The sequence below is a fragment of the Mycobacterium shottsii genome (genome assembly GCF_010728525.1).
Classification (GTDB): Bacteria; Actinomycetota; Actinomycetes; order Mycobacteriales; family Mycobacteriaceae; genus Mycobacterium; species Mycobacterium marinum.
The window spans coordinates 4,828,831-4,849,035 of sequence record NZ_AP022572.1 but is presented as its reverse complement, the minus strand read 5'-3'; the positions used below and the strand labels follow the sequence as shown (position 1 = coordinate 4,849,035).

The following is a 20,205-nucleotide window of genomic DNA, read 5'->3' as shown; positions in this document are numbered from 1 at the left end:
GCCGACGCACGGTCCGTGACCGGCGGCCCCTACGATGAATTCCTCTAAATTCACAATCCGTGCTCCTCGCTATCGAGTCCGATGAAATGTGCCGTAGTGATCAGCGGTATGCCACGCCGATCCTTCACTACCGGTACGATGCGCTCATCGTCGCGGTCGTCGCCAGCCATCTTCGGGTTAACATCCCACTCTTGCTTGATAGGTGATTGGCTTGCCGAAGTCGTCCGTATTTGGCAGATGTCCATCTTCATTTCGGTAAGGTTTTCCGCCCTCGGTGCCCGGTGCTTTCACCTCCTGTGGCCATTCCCTCATTGATCTGCTTAAGAACGTCCTGAATGCTCTGCGGTACGTGCGGCCCTGGGGGCTCCGGTTGTTCAGGTGCTGGCTGTGGCCGGGGTGGTATTTCAGTGCGAGTTGCTGGTGAGGTGGGCGTGTATTTCGCGTTTCCCGCATCTAATTGGGACTCGAGTTGCGTCTTTAGGGTGTTGTAGTTGCCGAATCTGAAAGTCCGTGACACCCAGGACGCCCGGGAGGCGTTGCACCCGTTCAAGGACCTGGCCACCAAGACCTAGGCGACCATCATGCTGCTCACCCACACTAATTGGCTGGCCTCGGCCAATCCTCGCGACTTCTACGGGGTCACCGCGGCCCTGCGTCAGAAGTGCCGCATGGTGCTGTTCGCCCTTGAGGACGACGAGGGCCGCCAGCTCGAATGGACCGAGCAAGGTGGCCCTGGAACGCGCCATCGAGTGCGCCGACCGAGGCGACCAGATGCGCCCGCGGGTCGACGCCGCGCTGGCCGGCCCCCAGTCCCGGGGCCACCAACGTCACCAACAGCGCCGAGGTCAGGTTGTTGAACAATGCCTTGATGGACTACATCTGGCGGCTGAGCCCCGGCCCAGGCATCTCCAAATCCGAGCGCCATCAACGCGCCGGGGGGATGCGTCACGAGACGCACGTGCCGGAGCGTGGTGCCTGATGCGCATCGCTGAGCAGACCGGGAGCCCCACCTGCGAGCTGTACCGCTGGCTACGGAGCGCGAAGAAGCCCCCCGCATGCCCCAGGCGGGCGTGCTGCTGTGGACACCCGAGTGCCCGACCTACGACGGCACCCCCGAGCGCCTGGCGGCGCCGTGGCCCGGGCGGGCGGTCGCGGTGAATGCCGGATACCTGCCGCGCTGGTCTCGTCGCGGCCTCGGTGTGAACGTGACCGTGCTGATCTGCGGGTTAGCGCCGACGGCGGCGTAGAACTCCTCGACGACGAGGGGCCCGGCTGTTCTGCGAGGAAAACGAGCAGGAGGGAAAGCTCTCAGCGAACTCGGCTCACGTCAATTCACCTGTTTTATAAGTGAATTCACTCAACGGAGCCTCTTCTTCAGTTCGCTTGTAGGCCGCTGCAAGCGCTGGCCGCTTCTGGTGCTTCATGTACTCCGCGCCGTCGCCGAGATATGCCCTGCCGTACTTGTCGAGTTGATCTACCAGAATCAGGTATTCGAAAATGCGCTCGGCCCAGACTGATAGATCCGCGTTGTCCACGCGAGGCGAGATTGGCAGTACCGTACTGCCACCGGTAGGTGTCTGGACGACAGCAGTGCCCTTGATCGGGGATTCGAAATTTATGTAATGCGAATGTGTTTCAACGTCGGTAAGCAAGTCCACAAGATCTGTTGCAAGCAGCGAAGAGAACTTCAGAATGTTCTCAACGTTCAGGCGAGTTCGGGCGAGCCGATCCGAGATCATGCCTGCAACGGTCCGGTCCATCAGATGCTGCAACTCGACAGGGGCTACAGATGGCACTTCATCCTTAGGTCCGATCGTGCTGCACATTTCCTTGATGTTCTCCCATGTGTTCGGGCGGCGTGCTGGTTGCATCTTTGCTGTCACGTTGCAGATTCGAATGAAATCGTTTGTGTGGGTGACGATCATGCCGATCATGGGTCAGATATGCGGATAGATGTTCCGCCGGTCACGGCGCAGCGGCAGCCGGATATTCAAGAGGTAGAACACAAACGCGCCGACGTATGCGATTGCAAGGTCGTAGAAGAGTTCCCCGAGCTGGGCCCCTCCGCGAAACAATTGCGGCTTGTCGATCAAGAGGACATGCTGGGCGACTGCGTACATCAACGCTAAGACAAGTAGTGTCGAGAGGGTCCTGTTCATCCGCCGTTCACCACGGCTCAGGGCGGCAAATCGTCTCCGCTTTCGGTACCAACGCCGCACAATCTCCACAAGACTGGATTGTCCCGCTCCTACCGTTGTCCGGCGCGCACCGCCACGCCGGACACTGGGTCAGGACATCCCGGTGTTCTAGCGCCCAACCAACACCCCAGTGCGCTAAGTGCCCGCTGTCGAAACGAGAGCCAATGAGTTCCTCATCATCCACGACGGTGGCCTCGACCGATCCGAGTTCCGCTGGGGTGTGCGGGCTCAGACGAGGTTCGCCAGGACAGCCCGGGAGGTGATGGACCCACGGCGCGGAGGTGGCCGCCGCGTACGCGGTGGGGATAGTACTGCGGCCCGGCGTACGACCACGACACCGAGCAGCAGCGCTACCGGGGATTAGCCCCCGTTAGTGCTGGCTAGTTCCGGCTAGCCCTGGTTGACACGCAGAAACACCCAGAAACACCCAGGTGACTTCCCGGCAATTGGTAGACGGTGGGCTACCGTAGCGGACGAAAGCGAAAAAAAGGAGGGCGGAGTGGCCCGCCCCGGCAAGGACTAACCACTTCGCCCAAACCGGACTCGATGCAGCGGGACGCACAGACAAGGTGCGGCACCCGCCTCGGCGGTTCCCGCGCGAGAGCGTCAGGGCCCACTAACCCGGTGGGTCGTCTGGCGATTTCGCCTGTGGATAACCCTTGCACGGTTCGTTGGGGTGGTCACGGCAGACACGCCGACAGCGTTGAGCAACTCGTGAATAATCTGATATCCCCCTGAAGAGATCACTATGGATCACGACCCGGCCCGCCGGGGAACGGGTCCGCTGGTATCTGGCGGAGACTGGCCCGGCAACCGGGCCGGGTGCGGACGGCTCACTGTCGTCTGAAGGCTCTGACGACCCAGACGTCCATCGGCCCACTGCGATGAGGCTGCTCGCTAAGCCGGTGTAGACCACGACGAATGCGGAGAACATCAGGGTCAGCGCGACGACGGTGATGGCGGCGATAGCGCGGTGCTCATTAAATGGGTTCACAGAAGTTAAATGGGTTCACAGAAGTTCTGGGTCGAAGTGGCCCGATTTCCAGGGCCGGCCCCAATTTGCGGCCTTTTGCGCCGTTGCCCGATGGAACCGTGATTTGGGGTCTGCCCGACCGGGATGTCTATGTCACCACCTCGGGTAGTGCGTGGTTGTTCCCGTCGTTGTGTGCACCCACCGGCCACGCACCCGCCAGGTCGGTCGCGCAGAGCGCTTGTGGCGACGCTCGGGGCGCGATGATGCCCCAACGGCGTCTTACTAGGGCTCAGCAACGGGCCCATTTGATCGCTACCGAGCGCCGTCGCAACCGGCAGGCGCGCCAACCCCGCCCCATGTTTTCGGAGGGTTCGGAGTTGTGTCAATGGCCAAGTTGAAGTATCCGCTGGTGGCCAGATAGAAGTATCCACCCCGGGCGGTAGTTCCTAGGTTGGTGTGGGTTGCTCCTTCCGGTGCTGGGCGTCCTTCATGCGGTAGGAGTCGCCGTCGGTGATGACGAGGCTGGCGTGGTGTAGCAGGCGGTTGAGGATGCTGACTGCGGTGGTCTGCTCGGGCAGGAACCGGCCCCATTGTTCGAAGGGCCAGTGTGACCCGATGGCCAGGCTGCGGCGTTCGTAGGCGCCGGCGACCAAGCGGAACAGCAGTTGGGTACCGGTGTCATCGAGTGGGGCGAAGCCGAGTTCGTCCAAGATGATCAGGTCGACCCGCAGCAGCGATTCGATGATCTTGCCGACGGTGTTGTCGGCCAGGCCGCGGTAGAGGGTCTCGACGAGATCAGCGGCGGTGAAGTAGCGGACCCTGAGCCCGGCGTGGATCGCCGCGGTCCCCAACCCGATCAGGGTGTGGGATTTGCCGGTGCCGGCCGGGCCGATGATCGCCAGGTTCTGTTGGGCCCGTATCCATTCCAGACTTGACAGGTAGTCGAAAACCTTCGGCGGGATCGACGAGGCGGCCACGTCGAAGGACTCCAACGTTTTCGAGACGGGGAACGCGGCGGCCTTGAGCCGGTTGACGATGTTGGAGGCATCCCGGGCGGCCAGTTCGGTCTCGACGAGCGTGCGCAGCACTTCCTCAGGAGTCCAGCGTTGGGTCTTGGCGGTCAGCAAGACCTCGGTGCGCTGCGCCGCACCGCGGCCAACTTCAACCGCCGCAGCCCGGCATCCAGATCAGCGGCCAGCGGCGGCACCGACGGCGGCGCCACGGGTTCGACGGCAGTCGTTGGTGATGTCGTGGTCATGAGATCACCTCGTCATCGGCTCCGACGGGTCCGATCTTGTAGGCGTCCAGGGAACGCATCGGGGCGACCGGTAGGTCCAGAATCAGCGCATCCCCGGCAGGGCGGGGTTGTGGGGTTCCGGTGCCCGCGGCCAGGATGGAGCGCACGTCGGCGGCCCGGAACCGGCGAAACGCTACCGCCCGGTGCAGCGCCGCGATCAGCGCGTCGGTGCCGTGGGCGGCCCCCAGGGCGAGCAGGATCTCCAGCTCTGCGGCTAGGTCCTGTCTGCTAATTGCGGACGCGGTGGTAGGTGATGATGGCGGCCAGGGTGACACCGCCGAGGTAGGTCAGGGCGTATTTGTCGTAGCAGGTGGCGACCGCGCGCCAGTGTTTGAGCCGGTTGAAGCTTCGCTCGACGGTGTTGCGGTGCTTGTAGATTCGGCCTGAGAACCCCGGAGGCCGTCCTCTGTTGCGGCCTTTGGCTTTGCGGCGGGTGATCTGGTCGCTGCGCTCGGGGATGGTATGGGCGATCTTGAGCCGGCGCAGCTGTGCCCGCGTCGAGTCATGGGAGTACGCCTTGTCCGCCAGCAGGTGAAACGGGGCGTATGAGTTGCTGCACCGGGCGGCCAGCAATGGCCAAAGCATCGGATTATCACCGGCTTGACCGGCCGACAGTGCCAGGGTGACCGGACTGCACAGCTGGTCGGTCAAGGCGTGGATCTTGGTAGTCAGCCCGCCGCGGGAACGCCCAATGGCGTGGTCATCGGGCTCATGGAGATATTTCTTGTAATTCGATAGATCCCCCCTGTGCGGCGCCCGGGGCGCGCGCTCCGGCTGCGTGTTGGTGGGCGCGCACACTGGTCGAATCGACCGACAACAGTGCGCCCAGGTCGGCGTCCTCGGCGTCGAGGTCAGAGGCGATCGCCGCGAAGATCCGCGCGTAGATGCCATCGACCGACCAGCGTAGATGCCTCTCGGCCACCGATTGCCAGGGACCGAAGTGCTCGGGCAGGTCACGCCACGGAGATCCCGTACGGTAACGCCAGATAATGCCCTCCAGAGTATGTCGATGATCGTTCCACGGCCGGCCACGCCGCCGCCCCGCAGGCAACACCGCCACGATCAGCGACCACAAATCATCAGAAATCGCATGCGTCCGCATCACCCAAACAGCATCAGCCAAAACACCATTCACATTAAGCAGACACGCCCTAGGCGGGTGTTGCCGATCGCCGCGGCGCCGACGAGGAATGCCTCGGCGTCCGCGCCGAGGGCGCAGAACTGCTTCTCCACGCTGGTCTTGGGCCGCGGGCCCCGACTCGGTGCCAGCCTTGGCCCGTCGTAGTGCTCATCGAGGATCGACGCTGAGTCTGGGGCGACCAGTTCGTGTTCGGCCACGATCATCCCGGTAGCCGGTTCGACCAGGCAGACCGCGCCGTGATCGACCACCACTGCCACGGTGGTGCCGATCAGCCGGGTGGGTACCGAGTAGCGGGCCGAGCCGTAGCGCACACAGGAGAGTCGGTCGACCTTGTGCAGCACCGTGGGCGCCCCGATCTGTAAGCGCAACGATGGAAGTGGTTGCAGTACTTGGCGTTCGGAGACCAACCGTTCGTCGGGAATCGCCTGAATCTCCGAGTGCGCCAGGGCATTGACCTCGTCGCACCACGCCGCCGCAGCGGCGTTGGCGGCCCGGATGTCGATCGGCACGCCGTCGACAGCGGACTGGTTCAGCAGCGGCACCGCCAGGTCGCGTTGGGCATAGCCGCACAGGTTCTCCACGATGCCCTTGGATTGTGGGTCGTTGGCGTGACAGAAGTCCGGGGCGAACCCGTAATGGGTGGCCAGTCGGATGTAATCCGGGGTCGGGACGACCACATTGGCGACTACCCGCCTTTGAGGCAGGCCATCCGATCAGCCAGCACCCACGCCGGGACCCCGCCGATCGCCGACAGGGTTTCGGCGATCAACGCCAGCGTGGTCGAGGCCTTCTGGTCGGCGGCGAAACGCACGAATCGCCACCGGGAGAATGCCAGCACCGCGCAGAACAGGAACAATCCCGGTGCCGCTTGGGCCCAGTCGATCACCAGGTACTGCCCTGGTGACCATACCGCTGGACGGCGCCCGCAGTGATTGGCGCTGCGCCACAACGTCTTCGCCTCGGCAACAAGACGCCGGAAGTTGCGATCCGAGCCTTGGTAGCCTGCGGTGCGGGCGATCGGCAGCAGCCGCTTGGCCGAGATCCGGCCTCCAGATTTCTCGACACGTTCGGCGACCAGCTCGGCCACCGAATCGTAGTTGTGCCCTCGTTCGGCCCGCCGTGCCGGCGGTATGCCGGCCTGGTCGGCCTCGAATTTGTCGATGATCTTCTTGACGGTGCGATGCGTGGTGCCGCACGCGTCGGCGGCGGCCCGGTACGACCCGAGCTGTTGATCGGCAGAAATGATGTCCATGCGGTCCTTCACAGACTTCAATGGAACTCCCCGGTGGTGATGGCCATTGGTTGGCGCCTTCACCGTCACCATCGGGGCCCACAGTTCCTGATCGACACGACGAACACGGGGTGGATACTTTTATCTGGCCAAAACTGGATACCTCGACTTGGCCACCAGTGGCTACTTTTTCATGGCCACGGACAACCCAGGGAAATTGGTAGACAGGGACATAGTTGACGAATGCAGTCCGCCTTTTGGGTGATAACCGTAACCAACTGCAATTCGACATTAATCGACTATCGGCGCAGCTAGATGTCAGCCCGATACAGCTAGGGCCTCGGACGAATGATGGTCTGAGTATCTACATTGCCGACGATGGCTCATATCCCTTGGGTCTGCTGCATGAATAGGTGACATCTGATGTGTCTAGTCCTGCGGGGCTGGGCTGGAAGGATGTCACTGTGTCTAAGCCGTACCCTCAGGAGTTCCGCGACGACGTTGTCCGGGTCGCCCGCAACCGTGATCCCGAGGTTCCGTTGGAGCAGATTGCCTCGGATTTCGGGATCCACTACACGACGCTGTACGGGTGGCTGAAGAAGGCCGATGTCGACGACGGTAAGCGGGCCGGGACGACCACCAGCGAATCAGCCGAACTGAGGGAAGCGCGTAAGCGAATTCGTTTGCTAGAGCATGAAAATGAAGTGCTGCGTCGGGCGGCGGCCTATCTCTCGCAGGCGCATCTTCCGGGAAAATGATCTACCCGTTCGTCCGTGAGTTGGCCGCCGACGGTATCCCCGTCACGGTGACGTGCCGGGTCCTCAACATCGCTCGCGCGCCCTACTACCGCTGGCTCGACCAACCCGTGACCGACACCGAGTGGAACCGGGCGCATCTGGCCAACGCCCTGTTCGACGCCCACCGCGACGACCCGGAATTCGGCTACCGGTTTCTGGCCGATGAAGCCAAGGCCGCCGGGTTCTGTGTAGCGGAGCGCACGGTGTGGCGGATCTGCAGCGCCAACGGCTGGTTCAGCGTCTTCGGCAAGAAGAAACGCGGGAAGAAGGCCAAAGTGGGGGCTCCGGCGCATGACGATCTCGTGCGCCGGGACTTCACCGCCGCGGGCCCCAACCAGCTGTGGCTGTCCGACATCACCGAGCACCCGACCCGGGAAGGCAAGCTCTACCTGTGCGCGATCAAGGACGTGTGGTCCAACCGCATCGTCGGCTATTCGATGGCTGAGCGGATGGAATCCTCCATCGCTGTTGCCGCAATCGATTCCGCGGTTGCTCGCCGCGCCGCGAAGGTGGCCGGCTGTGTGCTACACAGCGACAGCGGTAGTCAATTTCGGTCAAGGAAGTTGCAGCAGAGCCTGTTTCGTCACCGCATGCTTGGCTCGATGGGCCAAGTGGGCTCGGCCGGCGACAACGCCGCCATGGAGTCCTTCTTCTCGCTGCTGCAGAAAAACGTCCTGAACCGCCGAACCTGGGACACCCGCGAACAGCTGAGGATCGCGATCATCACCTGGATCGAACGCACCTACCATCGTCGTCGCCGTCAGACAGCACTCGGCCGATTGACGCCCATCGAATTCGAGACCATCATGACCCAGACCGCCGAACAGGCGGCCTAACCGCTGTCACCTATCTGTGCAGCAGACCCACCGGTTGTCGAGCCGCGCCGCTACGCAGACCCGACCGGACTGCAACCCCCAGGTGCGCATCGTCCAGCTCAGTGAAGTGGGCAACATTCCGAAGCAAACCGTTTAGAACGCAACACACTCTGAAGAGTCACGCCTACAACATTCTGCGAGAAGGTTGGACGCTAGGCAGTGGTGATCAGGCGCGCATCTAGTTGAGTGAGAAGCGGATTGATGAGGTCAACCACGACCCAGTGTCTGGTCTCGTCTACACCGACTATCACGCCTAGGTTGTAGATCGCGTTGTCAAGTTCAACGGTGACCGGAGAGCCGAGTACCCACTGTTCGATGGGCTTGTTTGCATCATCTGCGGCCAGGACCACCCGGGCGATACCAGTCGGAAGGTTCTGCAATTCTGGCGTTTCGACTGGGTCGAGCACGCGGCCGGTCACGAAGTCTCCGTCGACATTGCTCCACGTTGCGGACGCCCTGCTTAGCCTGGCTGGTACCAACTCCTGAACCGTTGCGCCCGTAGCTGTTTGGTTATTGACCTTGGCGCCCACGGGAAGTGCCCATCTTGTTGACCAGAGCCGAACACTGCCAGGGGAGACGTCGGGATTGTCCAGGGCTCGTTGGTGACTGCTGGTTGCTCCGTGCCGGAAGCGGCGTAGGTGATCTCGCCGACCTGGACTCGGCTCGGTGGTTGGCTTGCGTCCTTGGCCCGCATTACCGACACCGGTGCATGTGTAGCGCCTCGAGAACATTGCGCGGCGGTGATGAAGCCGGGCAGTCGCTGATCAGCACGGTTCGGGTCGGGGTAGTCAATGAGAAAGCCGGCCTTGCACACCATGGTCGCGGTTCCCTCGCCAACCATGATCGGAGATCCTGGTTGCAGCCGAGCCACGGGGGCGGACGTCAAAATCGGCGCGTTGATCACCGGCGGGGGTGGGGCGAATGAGTCGGTGGCTTTGGCGCTCGGTGATGTTGTGCCCGAAGCCTTGTCGGTCGCTGCCGGGCCGCACCCGATGGCAGAGCTGAAGACTGCGGCCGCCGCTAGGGCCACTGATACCGCTGTATATGCCCATCCGCGCCGCCGAGTGATTCGCGGCATCCGCATCGGGGCAGTCACCGGGTCCGAGTCGGACTCGTTGATCGGTTTGGCCACTCTATGTGGCTGTCTACGATTTTCGCTCCGCACTCCGTCACCTCCCGAATCAGGTCTCTTTGGTCATCCAAGAGTTTGTCTTTCTTCGCCTGCAACTCCTGCCCGCGCCGGATGTAGTCCGCTGCCTTCCTGCGCTCCTCAGGATCGTTCAGATTGAAGTCCCGCTTTTCGCGGTTGTATGCATTGATTTCATCGGTAAGTTTCGCGTCTCTTTGGTTCCACTCGTCTACCTTCTGCATGAGCTCTGCAACGTCTTCGGGGTCGCATCTTGCCGGCGGGGGAGGCGGAGGCGTGGTCGTAGTTGTCGGGTTATCCGCCGGGAAGACGTTGCCGATACCAGCCATCGCGGTAGTCACTTTGCCCGCGAGTTGCCCATCAAGGCTGATCAGTAGTCCTGCGCGCTGGCGGATGTCAGCGGCGAGTGCTTGGGCTTGGGCTCGACGAGTTGCTCGCTCGACGAGGGAGCCGTCCGTTAGGTAGTCGGTGACCGATAAGTCTTCGCCAACAACGAATCCGGCGTCACGGGCATCTTCAACCGCGTACCGAACCCGCGACCGGGCCGCGTACAAATCGGAGGCACCGACGCGAGCGATGCGGGCCGCCTCGTGCAACTGGTCGACCAAGCCGCCGACTTTGGTGTGATCGGCGTGGGTTCGGGTGTGCAGCGCGTCAGCTCCGATGCCCTTCCACTCGACTGACAGACTGTCTCGCCAGATCTGGTTGAACACCTCATACCAACGATGGCCGGCCGCCGTCCAGTAATCGGCAGCTTCGGTCAGATGCTCTGTCGGCCAGGCCATCAGGTTCGACAAGGTAGGTAGTGATCCGATTGCGGCCGCCATTCGTCAGCAGCCTCTTGCCCGGTCCGCCACTGCGGCGATTTGCGCCGCTGACTTGGCCTCATTCGCGAGATAGGCGGTGTTGGCCTGTGCCACTTTTGGTTGCACTTGCCTGTACCCGCCCCTTCAGTGACGCAGCGGCGATCGTGATGGCAGCATGCGCTGCGTTCACCGCCGCTGCAGGGGACTGACATGGCAACCCGGCCGATCGTGGCGGGTCGACGCCGAGCCCGGCGGACTGGATATGCCATAGGCGGGCGGTTGACCGAATGTCCTCGGTCGCAGCCCGCAGGATGTCCATGTCAGGAGTGTAGGACGCAAAGGCATTTCGCGTATGCGGCCACGATCGCCGCAGGATCGCGCAGGCGCACCCGACGGTCGTGATGTGCACGCCGCGTCAAGGCCGAGGCACCGTCGCCTCCCGCCAGCGTGCCCTCCAAACGCCTACCCGGAAGCGCCGATCGCGTTCGCGAACTGTTGGGGCGCATAGGTCAGCAGTCCCGGCACGATGCCACCGATGGGCGTGCCCATGATTGGCACGTCATAGGAGAACCCGGCAATCACCACCGTCGCGGTGTAGTCGTGGGGGGGAACCAGAATCCCGTTGACAGGGAAATTGATGACCGCCGAATCCACGATCGGTACCGACAACGGCACGGTCATCGTGTCTTGCCCGTTGAGAAAGCCGTTGGCAACGACGGCGGGAGCATCGACGAGTGCGCCGATCGCCGCCGGCCAGTCACCGGCCTGCACGGCGTTGGTCAGCGCTGTCACGCTGGTGCCAACCGCGTTCGCGGTGGTCACCGCCGAACCCGCCGCATCGAGGGTCAGCGCCACTGGCAGCCCGAAGGTGCCGGTAATCGCGGGCGGAGCATAACTCGTGAACTCCACCGAAACGGTTGTGTCCGTGGGTGTCCTGATCACGTTGGCGACGTTGAATGCGGTGTCGCCTGGAATACGCAGGATTGGCAGCAGGTCTCCAACTGGGCCGAGCAGCTTGATGTTGGACAGATCGCTGGTGTCGACACCGGTGGCGACGAGCTTGGACAGGCCCTCCGCCATGTCGCTGGCCGCGCCGCTGAAATCACCTGCCAACACGGCTTGGAAGGCCGTTTGGGAGGTCGGCGGCAAGCCGGCCAGCCCGAGGGTGAAGTCCCTGGTGGCATTGCCGAGCGCCGCGAAGATCAGCTGGCCATAGCCGAATTGGTTGCTGACTATCTGGCCCAGGAACGGCGCCGGGTTGGCGGCCCAGGTAGCGCCGAGGCTTTGCAGGTTGGTGATCGTATTGGTGAACAGGTCTTGGTAGGCGCCGCCGACAGCGGCAGTGCTGCTCGCTAGGCCGCCGGGAAGCAGGGCAGACACGGCGGCTGCGCCCGGCTGGCCACCGGGTGGGCCGCCCATGCCGCCGGCTCCCTGGACGCCGGTGGTCGCGCCGGCCCCACCGGCGCCGCCGGCCCCACCGCTACCGCCAAAGTTGAGCAGGCCGGTGGCGTTGCCACCGTTGCCGCCGTCCGCGCCGATCGTCGCGCCGCCGCCGGTGGCCGCGCCGCCGACGCCGCCGGTGCCACCAAGAGCGATGAGGCTACTGGCGTCGCCGCCGCTTCCACCGACCGCGGCGGCTCCACCCGTTCCGCCATTGGCGGTGGTGGTGCCGCCGGTGCCACCGGTACCGCCGGCACCGAACAGGCCGGCGGCGGTACCGCCGCTCCCACCGTCCCCACCGGCAGCCCCCTGGTTGCCGCCCCCGCCGTCGCCGCCGGCGCCACCCGTCCCACCGGCACCGATGAAGCCGTTGTAGCCGCCGCTACCACCAGCACCGCCGGCACCACTGGCGCCGGAGCCGGTAGCTGTCCCGCCGGCTCCGCCGGCTCCGCCGGTGCCACCGCTTCCGATGAAGCTGCTGCCTCCGGTGCCGCCAGTGCCGCCGGAACCCCCGGTTCCGCTGCTGGTCGTTCCTCCGCCGGCGCCACCGTCCCCGCCGGCGCCGCCCTTGCCGAAGAGCAGGCCGTCGGTGCCGCCGTTACCGCCGTTGCCGCCATGGCCTCCGTAGGACAGGCTGCTGCCGGTTCCGCCGGCGCCACCGGCACCGCCGGCACCGCCGTTATCGAAGAGGCTGGCGTTACCGCCCACGCCACCATTGCCGCCGTTACCCGCGTTGTAGAACAGCGAGCTGTAGTCCGACCCGAGGCCGCCGGCCCCGCTCGCACCGCCGTCGCCGTAGAGCAGCCCGCCGTTGCCGCCGTTGCCGCCATCACCTCCGGCGTAGCCGCTATCCGCATCCGGGGTCGTGCCGGCGCCGCCGACCCCGCCGGAGCCCCAGAGCCCGACGCTGCCGCGGTCCCCGCCGGCGTGGGATCCGCCGCCGAGAATGGTCCCGCCGCCGGCCCCGCCAGCACCGCCGGTGCCGATGAAGGTGTTTCCGCCGTTACCACCGATGCCGGCCACCCCGGCGCCGCCCGCACCGCCGTTGCCGAACACGGCATTCCCGCCGTTGCCGCCGCCACCAAGTCCGCTTCCGCCGGTACCACCGTTGCCGAACAGCAGCGCGTTGCCGCCAACCCCGGCGGCGCCGTAACTCGTTGTCCCACTGCCGCCGTCCCCGCCGGTGCCGCCGTTGCCGTACAGCACCCCTCGGTTGCCGCCGGCCCCGCCGGCCCCTCCGCCGCCGACAAGGTAATTGCCGCCGTTCCCGCCGGCGCCGCCATTGCCAATCAGCCCGGCGTTTCCGCCTTTTCCGCCCGCTAGCCCGCCATCGGTTTGGCTGTATCCGTTGCCGCCGTTGCCGTAGAGCAGTCCGCCGTCCCCGCCGTTCGGGTTCGCCGCTGTCCCATCGATGCCGTTGCCGATCAGCGGGCGCCCTAGCAGCGCCTGGGCGGGCGCGTTCACCGCACCCAGCAGCGCCTGCCCGGCATTGGTGGCTTCGGCGGCGGCATACGAGCGGACCCCTGTGGTGAGGGCTTCAACAAAGTCGGTATGGAATGCCGTCGCTTGTGCGCTGAAGGCCTGATAGGCCTGACCGTGTTCTCCGAACACCGCCGCGATGGCCGCCGACACCTCATCGGCGGCCGCGGCCAGCACCGACGTTGTCGGAAGGGCCGCCGCCGCATTGGCCACGCCGATGGCCGAACCGATATTCGCCAAATCCGACGCTGCCGCCTCCAGCATCTCCGGCGCCACAATCACATACGACATCTAATGCCACCCGGCCCTTCACCATTGAATTGTCCGCAGCACCAGAGTCTAGCGTGACCGCCACGCCTTTTCGGCGTTACGGGCAATACTGTGTTGCCCGCGCCCGATCTTTGGTGGTCTCGGGAACTCGTTGTTACCGGCGGGTTCGGGAGATGGCGATTCCAGCCACCGAGCGCCCGCGGGTCGCGGTTGGCCGCACCCGACTTTGCTGCGAAAACCCAATTGCGCACCCCGCCCTCGTCCTAGCATCTGGTGACGGATTACTCGGTTCCGCATTGGACGCCAGGCGGTGCGCCCACCGATGAAGCGGGTAGGAGGTCAGCCGTGGCGAATTTCGCGGTCTTGCCGCCGGAAATCAATTCGCTGCTGATGTTCAGCCGTGTGGGTTCGGCGCCGATGCTGGACGCGGCTGCGGCCTGGCAAGGGTTGGCTGCCGAACTGGGCTCGGCATCGTCGTCGTTTTGGGCGTTGACTTCCGGGGTGGCCGGGCAGGCTTGGCAGGGTCCGGCATCGGAGGCGATGGCCGCTTCGGCGCGGTCCTACGTGGGGTTCTTGAGCGCGGCCGCGGCCCAGGCCCAGGAGGCTGCCGGGGGAGCGCGGGCGGTGGCCGGGGCTTTCGAGACCGCGCGGGCGGCGATAGTCCATCCGCTGGCGGTGGCGGCCAACCGCAGTGCGATCGTGCAGTTGGTGCGGTCGAATTTCTTGGGGCTCAACGCCGTAGCGATCATGGCCGCCGAGGGCGAGTACGACCAGATGTGGGCCACCGATGTCTCCGCGATGACGGGCTATCACGCCGGGGCGTCGGCTGCGGCTGCCCAGTTGCTGCCCGCGCAGAACGCGCTACGGGATTTCCTGCACAGCCTGCCCAACTTGGGTATCGGCAATAAGGGCAACGCCAACCTGGGTAACGGCAACACCGGCAACAGCAACCTGGGAAGCGGGAACACCGGCAGCGGAAACCTACCAATACCTTGGTTCCGGGCGAACTCAACAATCTGGGCATCGGCAACTCGGGTCAGGCGAACGTCGGCGTCGGGAACTCGGGCGAGCTAGCCACCGGCATCGGAAACGCGGGCCTGCTGAACACGGGCTTCTGGAACTCGGGTGACACAAATACCGGCAGCGGGAATTCGGGCGCCACCAACACCGGCAGCGGGAATTCGGGCAACACGAACACGGGCTTTGGGTCCACCACCAACACCGGCGCCACCAGCTCGGGTTTCTACAATACCGGCATGGGAAATTCGGGCTTTGGCAACGCGGGCGACGATGTATCGGGCTTTCTCAATACGGTGGGCGGCGGTACCGAGAACCACTTCATGTCGGGAATCGGGAACACGGCCACCGGCGGTTCCGATCTGAACGGACTTGGCTCGGGCTTCTTCAATACCGGCGTCACCGGCCCAATCGGCCAAAACCCCAGTGGACTGGTCAGCGGTTTCAACTCGGGCCTGTTCAACGTCGGCACCGCGGTATCGGGTCTGTTCACGCTCACGCGGCTGGTGCCGTAGCCGATCCGGCTGGGCGCGCTTCCGCGGGTAGGCCCGCGATCAGAATGCCCCGACCACACCCACACCCGAGCACGCGGCGGCGCTCGGTTCCGTTCTCATGGAGCGATTCTGATGACACGTGGTGGCATGGGCCGCACCGGCGTCGGCTCCGCGGCGCCGCCTCCGTCGCTGCCACCGCCACCACTACCGCCGCTTCCGGCGTCGCCGCCGCTACCTCCAGCTGCCCCCGGCTGAGGAGCAACCACGGGGGGCTCCAGCTGTTGTGGAGGTGGCACGTCCTGCGGCGGCGGCGTTGGCGCCTGCGGTCGGGGCGGCCGCAGCTGCGGTTGCGGCGTTGGCACGGGCGCGCGCGGTGGGATGAGGATGTGCGCCGGCGGCGGTGGTTGTGCGGGGAGCTGCGGCGGCATCGGCGCGACGGTCTCGCCCGCGGGCACGGCCTTGACCAATGGGGCCGGATCAGCGGAGGGCGCGCCGCAGTCCGGCCGGTTGCCCGCTTGTTCGCCGGCAACAACAGCCCCACCAACGACAGGCCCAGGCAGTCGCACCACAACGGTGGGCGTCGATGCCTGCCATGGAGTCGCCGTGCTGGCGATCTCCGCCCGTCGCGGGCGGTCCGCAACGTCGCACCCGGTACGAACTATGTTGCGGGAGTAAGCGGCCGCCCGGTGCGTGGTGCCATTCGATCCAGGCGTGGGGCTAGTCCTGAAAGACGCCAGCTTGTCCTGGTTGGTGGGGCAGTAGGCCTGCACGGCGGCAGCGACGAAGCGGGTGAAGGTGCGGGTGAGGCGGTCGCGGGGGATTCGGCTCAGGCCCGAATTGTTGTTGACCGCAAAGTTCGTCATGGACTCGACTACGCCATCTGCCGGCATGCCGCCGTCGAGTTTGGAACAAACTTCGTGGGCCGTGACAATCAGACTTGGCGCGTTCTCGAGGGCGGGGATGCCGTTTTGATCAAGTGCTGCGAGAAACTGGTCGTCCTGGTTCGGGTCGGCCGCTGCTGAGTTGCCGCGCAGTATCGCGGCGCCGAAAAGTATCACGGTGGCTGTTGCCACGGCGCCCGCGCGGGTAGCGGTGCCGGTGATCATGGCGGTGGTTTCCGTTCTGTTGGGCCGTTGACTCTCGGGTTTGCGTGGTAATCGATCTCGCGTGAGTGGCCGTTCGCATAGACTCCTCCGGCTAACATTGTTATAACATTGTTATAACATTGTTGTAACATTCGGCCGGGGCGCATGTCAATGGTCATCTGGAAGTCCCAGTTTTTTGCCAGGGAAAGTCCCGCTCCTGATGTGGACGCCATGGGGCGACATCCGACGGCGACAGATGTGCGATAACGCGGGCGCTCGGCCGACCCCTCGCCCGCGGCGCCGCCATGTTCGCGCTGACGTGGTGTTCGGCGCGCGCGTCACCACAGAGAATGCGGCCGATTTCGCCGCGGGTCGGGTCCGCCCCCGTCAAGGACGCCCAAGGCCGGGCGTGCCTTGATGCTAGTGCCGAAGTTGCACTTTCCCAAGACAGTCCGGCTGCGAAGGGGTGGGCGCTCGAGGGCACCGCGACGAATGCCCGTGCTGAGTCGGTGACACCCGAGGCGCGGTGAGCGCAAGCCGAATCCGCACGCGCCAAAGTTGCGGTTCGGCACCGCGACAAATCACCGTCACGACGTCTCCACGCCCACAGCGGCAAGCCGCGGGCGCGCTGCCGGTCACACGCGCAGGGTGGCGCAGGTAGCCGGCGTCAATATTTGCCGACGACTCCAAAAAGGTGCCCCGAATGGGGAAACGATGTACCGCGGTTGGCGAACGACGTCAAAATCCGGACACGAAACACCGGATGACCTTTGTGGCCAATCACCACCGCAAATATACCGTGAACCGCAGCGTCCAGCAGGAAAGGTATGTTGGTGAGCAAACACCCTGTCGATGGCATGTCGCGGCGAGAGTTCATGGCCAAACTCGCCGCCGCTAGCAGCGCCGGCGCAATGATGTCCTTGGCGGGTCCAGTGATCGAAAAGGCCTACGGCGCCGGTCCTTGCTCTGGGCATTTGACCGACATCGAGCACTTTGTGTTCATGCTCCAGGAGAATCGGTCTTTCGACCACTACTTCGGCTCGCTGTCGGGCATCAACGGATTCGACACGCCCTCATCAGCATTCCAGCAAAAGGGCTGGAATCCTCAGACCCAATCAATTGACCCCGCCGGCGTGACAATTCCCTACCGGTTCGATACCACCAGGGGCCCGCTGCTCAACGGCGCATGTGTCAACGACCCCGGCCACCAATGGATCGACATGCACCGGGCGTTCAACAACGGTGCCAACGACAATTGGCTGGGCGCGCAGGCCCAGGCCCAGACGCTGCAAGGCAACGTACCGGTGACAATGGGTTACTACACCCGCCAAGACCAACCGATCCACTACCTGCTCGCCGATACCTTCACCATCTGCGATGGCTACCACTGCTCCCTGATCGGTGGAACCTCGCCCAACCGGCTGTACTGGATGAGCGCCTGGATCGATCCCAACGGCGAACAGGGTGGCCCGCTGCTGGTGGACCCCAACATCCAGCCGCAGGGCCGTTTCAGTTGGCGCACCATGCCCGACAACCTCAGCGATGCCGGAATCAGTTGGAAGGTGTACCAAAACAAGTTGCTGGGGGCGCTCAACAACACCGTCATCGGCTACGACGGCATGCTCAACGACTTCGTTCAGGCCCGGGATCCCCGCTCGAACATGGCCCGCTACGGCATCGCCCCGACCTATCCTTTGGACTTCGTCGCCGACGTCGCATCCAACCGGCTGCCCCAGGTTTCGTGGGTGCTGCCCGGGTTCCAGGTGTCCGAGCATCCCGGAGTGCCGGTGGCGCCGGCCGTCGGCGGCACCGCGATCGTCAATATCCTGCGCATCTTGCTGTCCAATCCCGCGGTGTGGGAAAAGACGGCGCTGATCGTCAGTTTCGACGAAAACGGCGGCTTCTTTGACCACGTCACACCGACCACTGCGCCGCAGGGCACTCCCGGAGAGTGGATTACCGTGCCCGACATCAACGCGGTCACCGGGTCCGGTGGCATCCGCGGGCCGATCGGTCTGGGCTATCGCGTGCCCTGCTTCGTGATTTCTCCCTACAGCCGTGGCCCGCTGATGGTGCATGACACCTTCGACCACACCTCCCAGCTGCGGCTGCTCGAGCAACGGTTCGGTGTGCCGGTACCCAACCTGACCACCTGGCGACGGGGGGTGACCGGCGACATGACCTCGACATTCAACTTCGCCGTCCCGCCCAACGCATCACCACCGAATCTCGATCACCCCGCGTTGAAAGCCGTTCCGCAACAGGTGCAATGCGTTCCTGACACCGTGACGGTCTTTACCAAGACGGTGCCCCCATATAGGGTGCCGTTCCCTCAGGTGATGCCCAGTCAGGAGACCTCACCGACGCGCGGGATCCCTAGCGGTCCCTGCTGATTTCCGACACCGCGCAAAACTTTCCGTGTGCGGGCTGCGCGCTCAGATGTCGGGTGTGCGATGGGCCCAGGGCTTTGCCTGCTCGAGCTGGCTGGCGATGCGCAGCAGCACGTCTTCGCGACCGTAGGCGGCGACCAGCTGCACTCCGATGGGCAACCCCTCGGGCGTCCACTCCAGCGGGAGACTGATGGCCGGCTGACCGCTGGTGTTGAATGGGGGAGTGAACGGTACGAATTCGCCCGCGCGCTGCATCGCCGCCATCGGGTGCTCGGGGGTGCTCACGATGGTGCCGAGCTTGACCGGCAACGAGGCAACCGTCGGTGTGAGCAGCAGATCCCAGCCGTCGTGCCACCAGGACTGGATCGCCCTGCGGATCGCGGCGATCGCCGACAGCGCCAGCGCGTAGTCGACGGAAGTGAAGTGCTTGGCGAAGTCGGCCTGGGCCCGGTTCACCAGCTCGAATTCATCCTCGCCCAAGGGACGGCCGAGTTGCTCCTCGAAGCGGCGCTGCGCCAGGCCCATATTGGTGCTCCACAGCGCGCCGAACGTCGAGTCGAATGAGGCGTCCTCCAACGCCGCCGGCCATGCCACGTCCACGTGGTGACCTAGCGACTCGAGCAGCCGGCCGACCGCCTGGGTCGCATGAGTGACTTCCGCGTCGACCGGCCCACCGCGGGGGTGGTGGTCGAGGATGCCGATGCGCAGCCGACCGGGGTCCGCACCGAGTTCCTCGGTGTAGGGACGTATCGGCGGTGGCGCGATCACCGTGTCGCCGACGCCCGGTCCGCGCGTCGCATCGAGCAACGCGGCGGTGTCACGAACGGTGCGGCTGAGGCAGTGCTCGACCGACATGCCGCTCTCCTCTCGAAGCGGGCCGAGCGTGATGCGGCCCTGACTGGGTTTGAGCCCGACTAGGCCGCAGCATGACGCCGGAATGCGGATCGATCCGCCGCCGTCGCTGGCGTGGGCGAACGGCACCATGCCCGAGGCGACGGCCGCCGCCGAACCGCCGCTGGATCCACCGGGTGTGCGGCTGGTGTCCCATGGGTTTCGGGTTGGGCCCCAGGCGACCGCTTCGGTGGTCGGCAGGCTGCCGAGTTCGGGGCTGTTCGTGCGCCCGGCTATCACCAGCCCCGCGGCGCGGTACCGGCCGACCAGCGTGGTGTCGGCGTCCGCGATGACATGCGCTTGCTTGAACCCGAGGTTGCCGTTGCTGATGGGCTGTCCGGCGTAGAGCGCATAGAGGTCTTTGATCAGGAATGGCACACCGCGAAACGGGCCGTCGGGGAGATCGGCGCTGGCCGTCTCGCGAGCGTGGTCGAGCCAGCGGATCACCACCGCGTTCAATGCCGGGTTGATGCGCTCGATGCGCTCGATCGCGGCCTCCAGCAGCTCGCTAGGGGATGCCTCGCCGGCCGCGACCAGCGCCGCTTGATCGGTTGCGTCCATCCAACGGGTCTGCTCGGCAAGGGTGCTCATGCAAGCCTGTCTAGCATGAGGTTTGTGGCCCGGGAAGATAATTGGCGCCGCGGTGAGTTCATATGCTCTGAGCATCCGTCCGA

The 20,205-nt window shown here is 64.8% G+C and carries 11 protein-coding genes and 5 pseudogenes; 4 read left to right on the top strand and 12 right to left on the bottom strand.

Annotation, left to right across the window (positions count from 1 at the left end; all coding sequences use genetic code 11):
• Positions 1-50: 50 nt before the first annotated feature.
• Positions 51-251 (bottom strand): hypothetical protein, encoded by a 201-nt coding sequence (locus tag G6N41_RS22415; RefSeq protein ID WP_231608671.1) that lies wholly within the window; start codon positions 249-251, stop codon positions 51-53.
• An 804-nt stretch (positions 252-1,055) separates the two neighbouring features.
• Between G6N41_RS22415 and G6N41_RS22410 the strand changes: the two genes are divergently transcribed.
• Positions 1,056-1,247, top strand: a complete 192-nt coding sequence (locus G6N41_RS22410; RefSeq protein ID WP_198965692.1) for a hypothetical protein — start codon at positions 1,056-1,058, stop codon at positions 1,245-1,247.
• A 75-nt stretch (positions 1,248-1,322) separates the two neighbouring features.
• Here G6N41_RS22410 and G6N41_RS22405 read toward each other — a convergent pair whose 3' ends face one another.
• From G6N41_RS22405 to istA, 6 genes and pseudogenes are all read right to left on the bottom strand, one after another.
• On the bottom strand, positions 1,323-1,934 hold the full coding sequence (locus G6N41_RS22405) for a hypothetical protein (RefSeq protein WP_198965691.1): 612 nt from the start codon (positions 1,932-1,934) through the stop codon (positions 1,323-1,325).
• 3 nt (positions 1,935-1,937) lie between these two features.
• The gene (locus G6N41_RS22400) at positions 1,938-2,093 is read right to left on the bottom strand and encodes a hypothetical protein (protein ID WP_198965690.1); all 156 of its coding nucleotides are present in this window, start codon (positions 2,091-2,093) and stop codon (positions 1,938-1,940) included.
• A gap of 1,524 nt (positions 2,094-3,617) precedes the next feature.
• A pseudogene (gene istB, locus G6N41_RS22395) lies at positions 3,618-4,429 on the bottom strand (IS21-like element helper ATPase IstB).
• Positions 4,426-4,686 (bottom strand): annotated as a pseudogene (locus G6N41_RS22390) (IS21 family transposase); the annotation flags it as partial. The pseudogenes G6N41_RS22390 and istB, both read right to left, overlap by 4 nt.
• A gap of 10 nt (positions 4,687-4,696) precedes the next feature.
• A pseudogene (locus tag G6N41_RS22385) lies at positions 4,697-5,573 on the bottom strand (IS5 family transposase).
• Between the two features lie 47 nt (positions 5,574-5,620).
• A pseudogene (gene istA / locus G6N41_RS22380) lies at positions 5,621-6,882 on the bottom strand (IS21 family transposase); the annotation flags it as partial.
• A 422-nt stretch (positions 6,883-7,304) separates the two neighbouring features.
• Here istA and G6N41_RS22375 point away from each other — a divergent pair.
• Positions 7,305-8,473, top strand: a protein-coding gene (locus G6N41_RS22375) for an IS3 family transposase (RefSeq protein WP_198965689.1) whose coding sequence is annotated in 2 segments (ribosomal slippage) — positions 7,305-7,589 and positions 7,592-8,473 — 1,167 coding nt in all. Because the reading frame shifts where the segments join, the coding sequence is not laid out codon by codon here.
• Between the two features lie 191 nt (positions 8,474-8,664).
• Here the strand turns inward: G6N41_RS22375 and G6N41_RS22370 are convergent.
• From G6N41_RS22370 to G6N41_RS22360, 3 genes are all read right to left on the bottom strand, one after another.
• Positions 8,665-9,042: a hypothetical protein gene (locus G6N41_RS22370; protein WP_231608670.1), complete on the bottom strand. Its 378-nt coding sequence runs from the start codon at positions 9,040-9,042 to the stop codon at positions 8,665-8,667.
• 562 nt (positions 9,043-9,604) lie between these two features.
• Entirely contained in the window at positions 9,605-10,486 is an 882-nt protein-coding gene (locus G6N41_RS22365) for a hypothetical protein (RefSeq protein ID WP_198965688.1), read from the bottom strand.
• Between the two features lie 441 nt (positions 10,487-10,927).
• Positions 10,928-13,675, bottom strand: coding sequence for a PE family protein (locus G6N41_RS22360; RefSeq protein WP_198965687.1), 2,748 nt, complete (start codon positions 13,673-13,675; stop codon positions 10,928-10,930).
• Positions 13,676-13,999: 324 nt separating this feature from the next.
• On the opposite strand from G6N41_RS22360, the pseudogene G6N41_RS22355 reads away from it, so the two are divergent.
• A pseudogene (locus G6N41_RS22355) lies at positions 14,000-15,186 on the top strand (PPE domain-containing protein).
• Between the two features lie 95 nt (positions 15,187-15,281).
• On the opposite strand, the gene G6N41_RS22350 reads toward G6N41_RS22355, so the two are convergent.
• Positions 15,282-16,238 carry a DUF732 domain-containing protein gene (locus G6N41_RS22350; protein ID WP_321573798.1) on the bottom strand — a complete coding sequence of 319 codons (957 nt, stop codon included), beginning with the start codon at positions 16,236-16,238 and terminating at the stop codon, positions 15,282-15,284.
• A gap of 839 nt (positions 16,239-17,077) precedes the next feature.
• Here G6N41_RS22350 and G6N41_RS22345 point away from each other — a divergent pair.
• Positions 17,078-18,643, top strand: coding sequence for a phospholipase C (locus G6N41_RS22345; protein WP_020730411.1), 1,566 nt, complete (start codon positions 17,078-17,080; stop codon positions 18,641-18,643).
• A gap of 42 nt (positions 18,644-18,685) precedes the next feature.
• On the opposite strand, the gene G6N41_RS22340 is transcribed toward G6N41_RS22345, so the two are convergent.
• Entirely contained in the window at positions 18,686-20,122 is a 1,437-nt protein-coding gene (locus G6N41_RS22340; RefSeq protein WP_198965685.1) for an amidase, read from the bottom strand.
• Between the last annotated feature and the right edge of the window lie 83 nt (positions 20,123-20,205).

Excerpts from the sequence above, each read along its gene's own strand:
- G6N41_RS22415 (WP_231608671.1), bottom strand. The coding sequence starts at position 251 with ATGAAGATGGACATCTGCCAAATACGGACGACTTCGGCAAGCCAATCA.
- G6N41_RS22410 (WP_198965692.1), top strand. The coding sequence starts at position 1,056 with ATGCCCCAGGCGGGCGTGCTGCTGTGGACACCCGAGTGCCCGACCTAC.
- G6N41_RS22405 (WP_198965691.1), bottom strand. The coding sequence starts at position 1,934 with ATGATCGGCATGATCGTCACCCACACAAACGATTTCATTCGAATCTGC.
- G6N41_RS22365 (WP_198965688.1), bottom strand. The coding sequence starts at position 10,486 with ATGGCGGCCGCAATCGGATCACTACCTACCTTGTCGAACCTGATGGCC.
- G6N41_RS22360 (WP_198965687.1), bottom strand. The coding sequence starts at position 13,675 with ATGTCGTATGTGATTGTGGCGCCGGAGATGCTGGAGGCGGCAGCGTCG.
- G6N41_RS22345 (WP_020730411.1), top strand. The coding sequence starts at position 17,078 with ATGTTGGTGAGCAAACACCCTGTCGATGGCATGTCGCGGCGAGAGTTC.
- G6N41_RS22340 (WP_198965685.1), bottom strand. The coding sequence starts at position 20,122 with ATGAGCACCCTTGCCGAGCAGACCCGTTGGATGGACGCAACCGATCAA.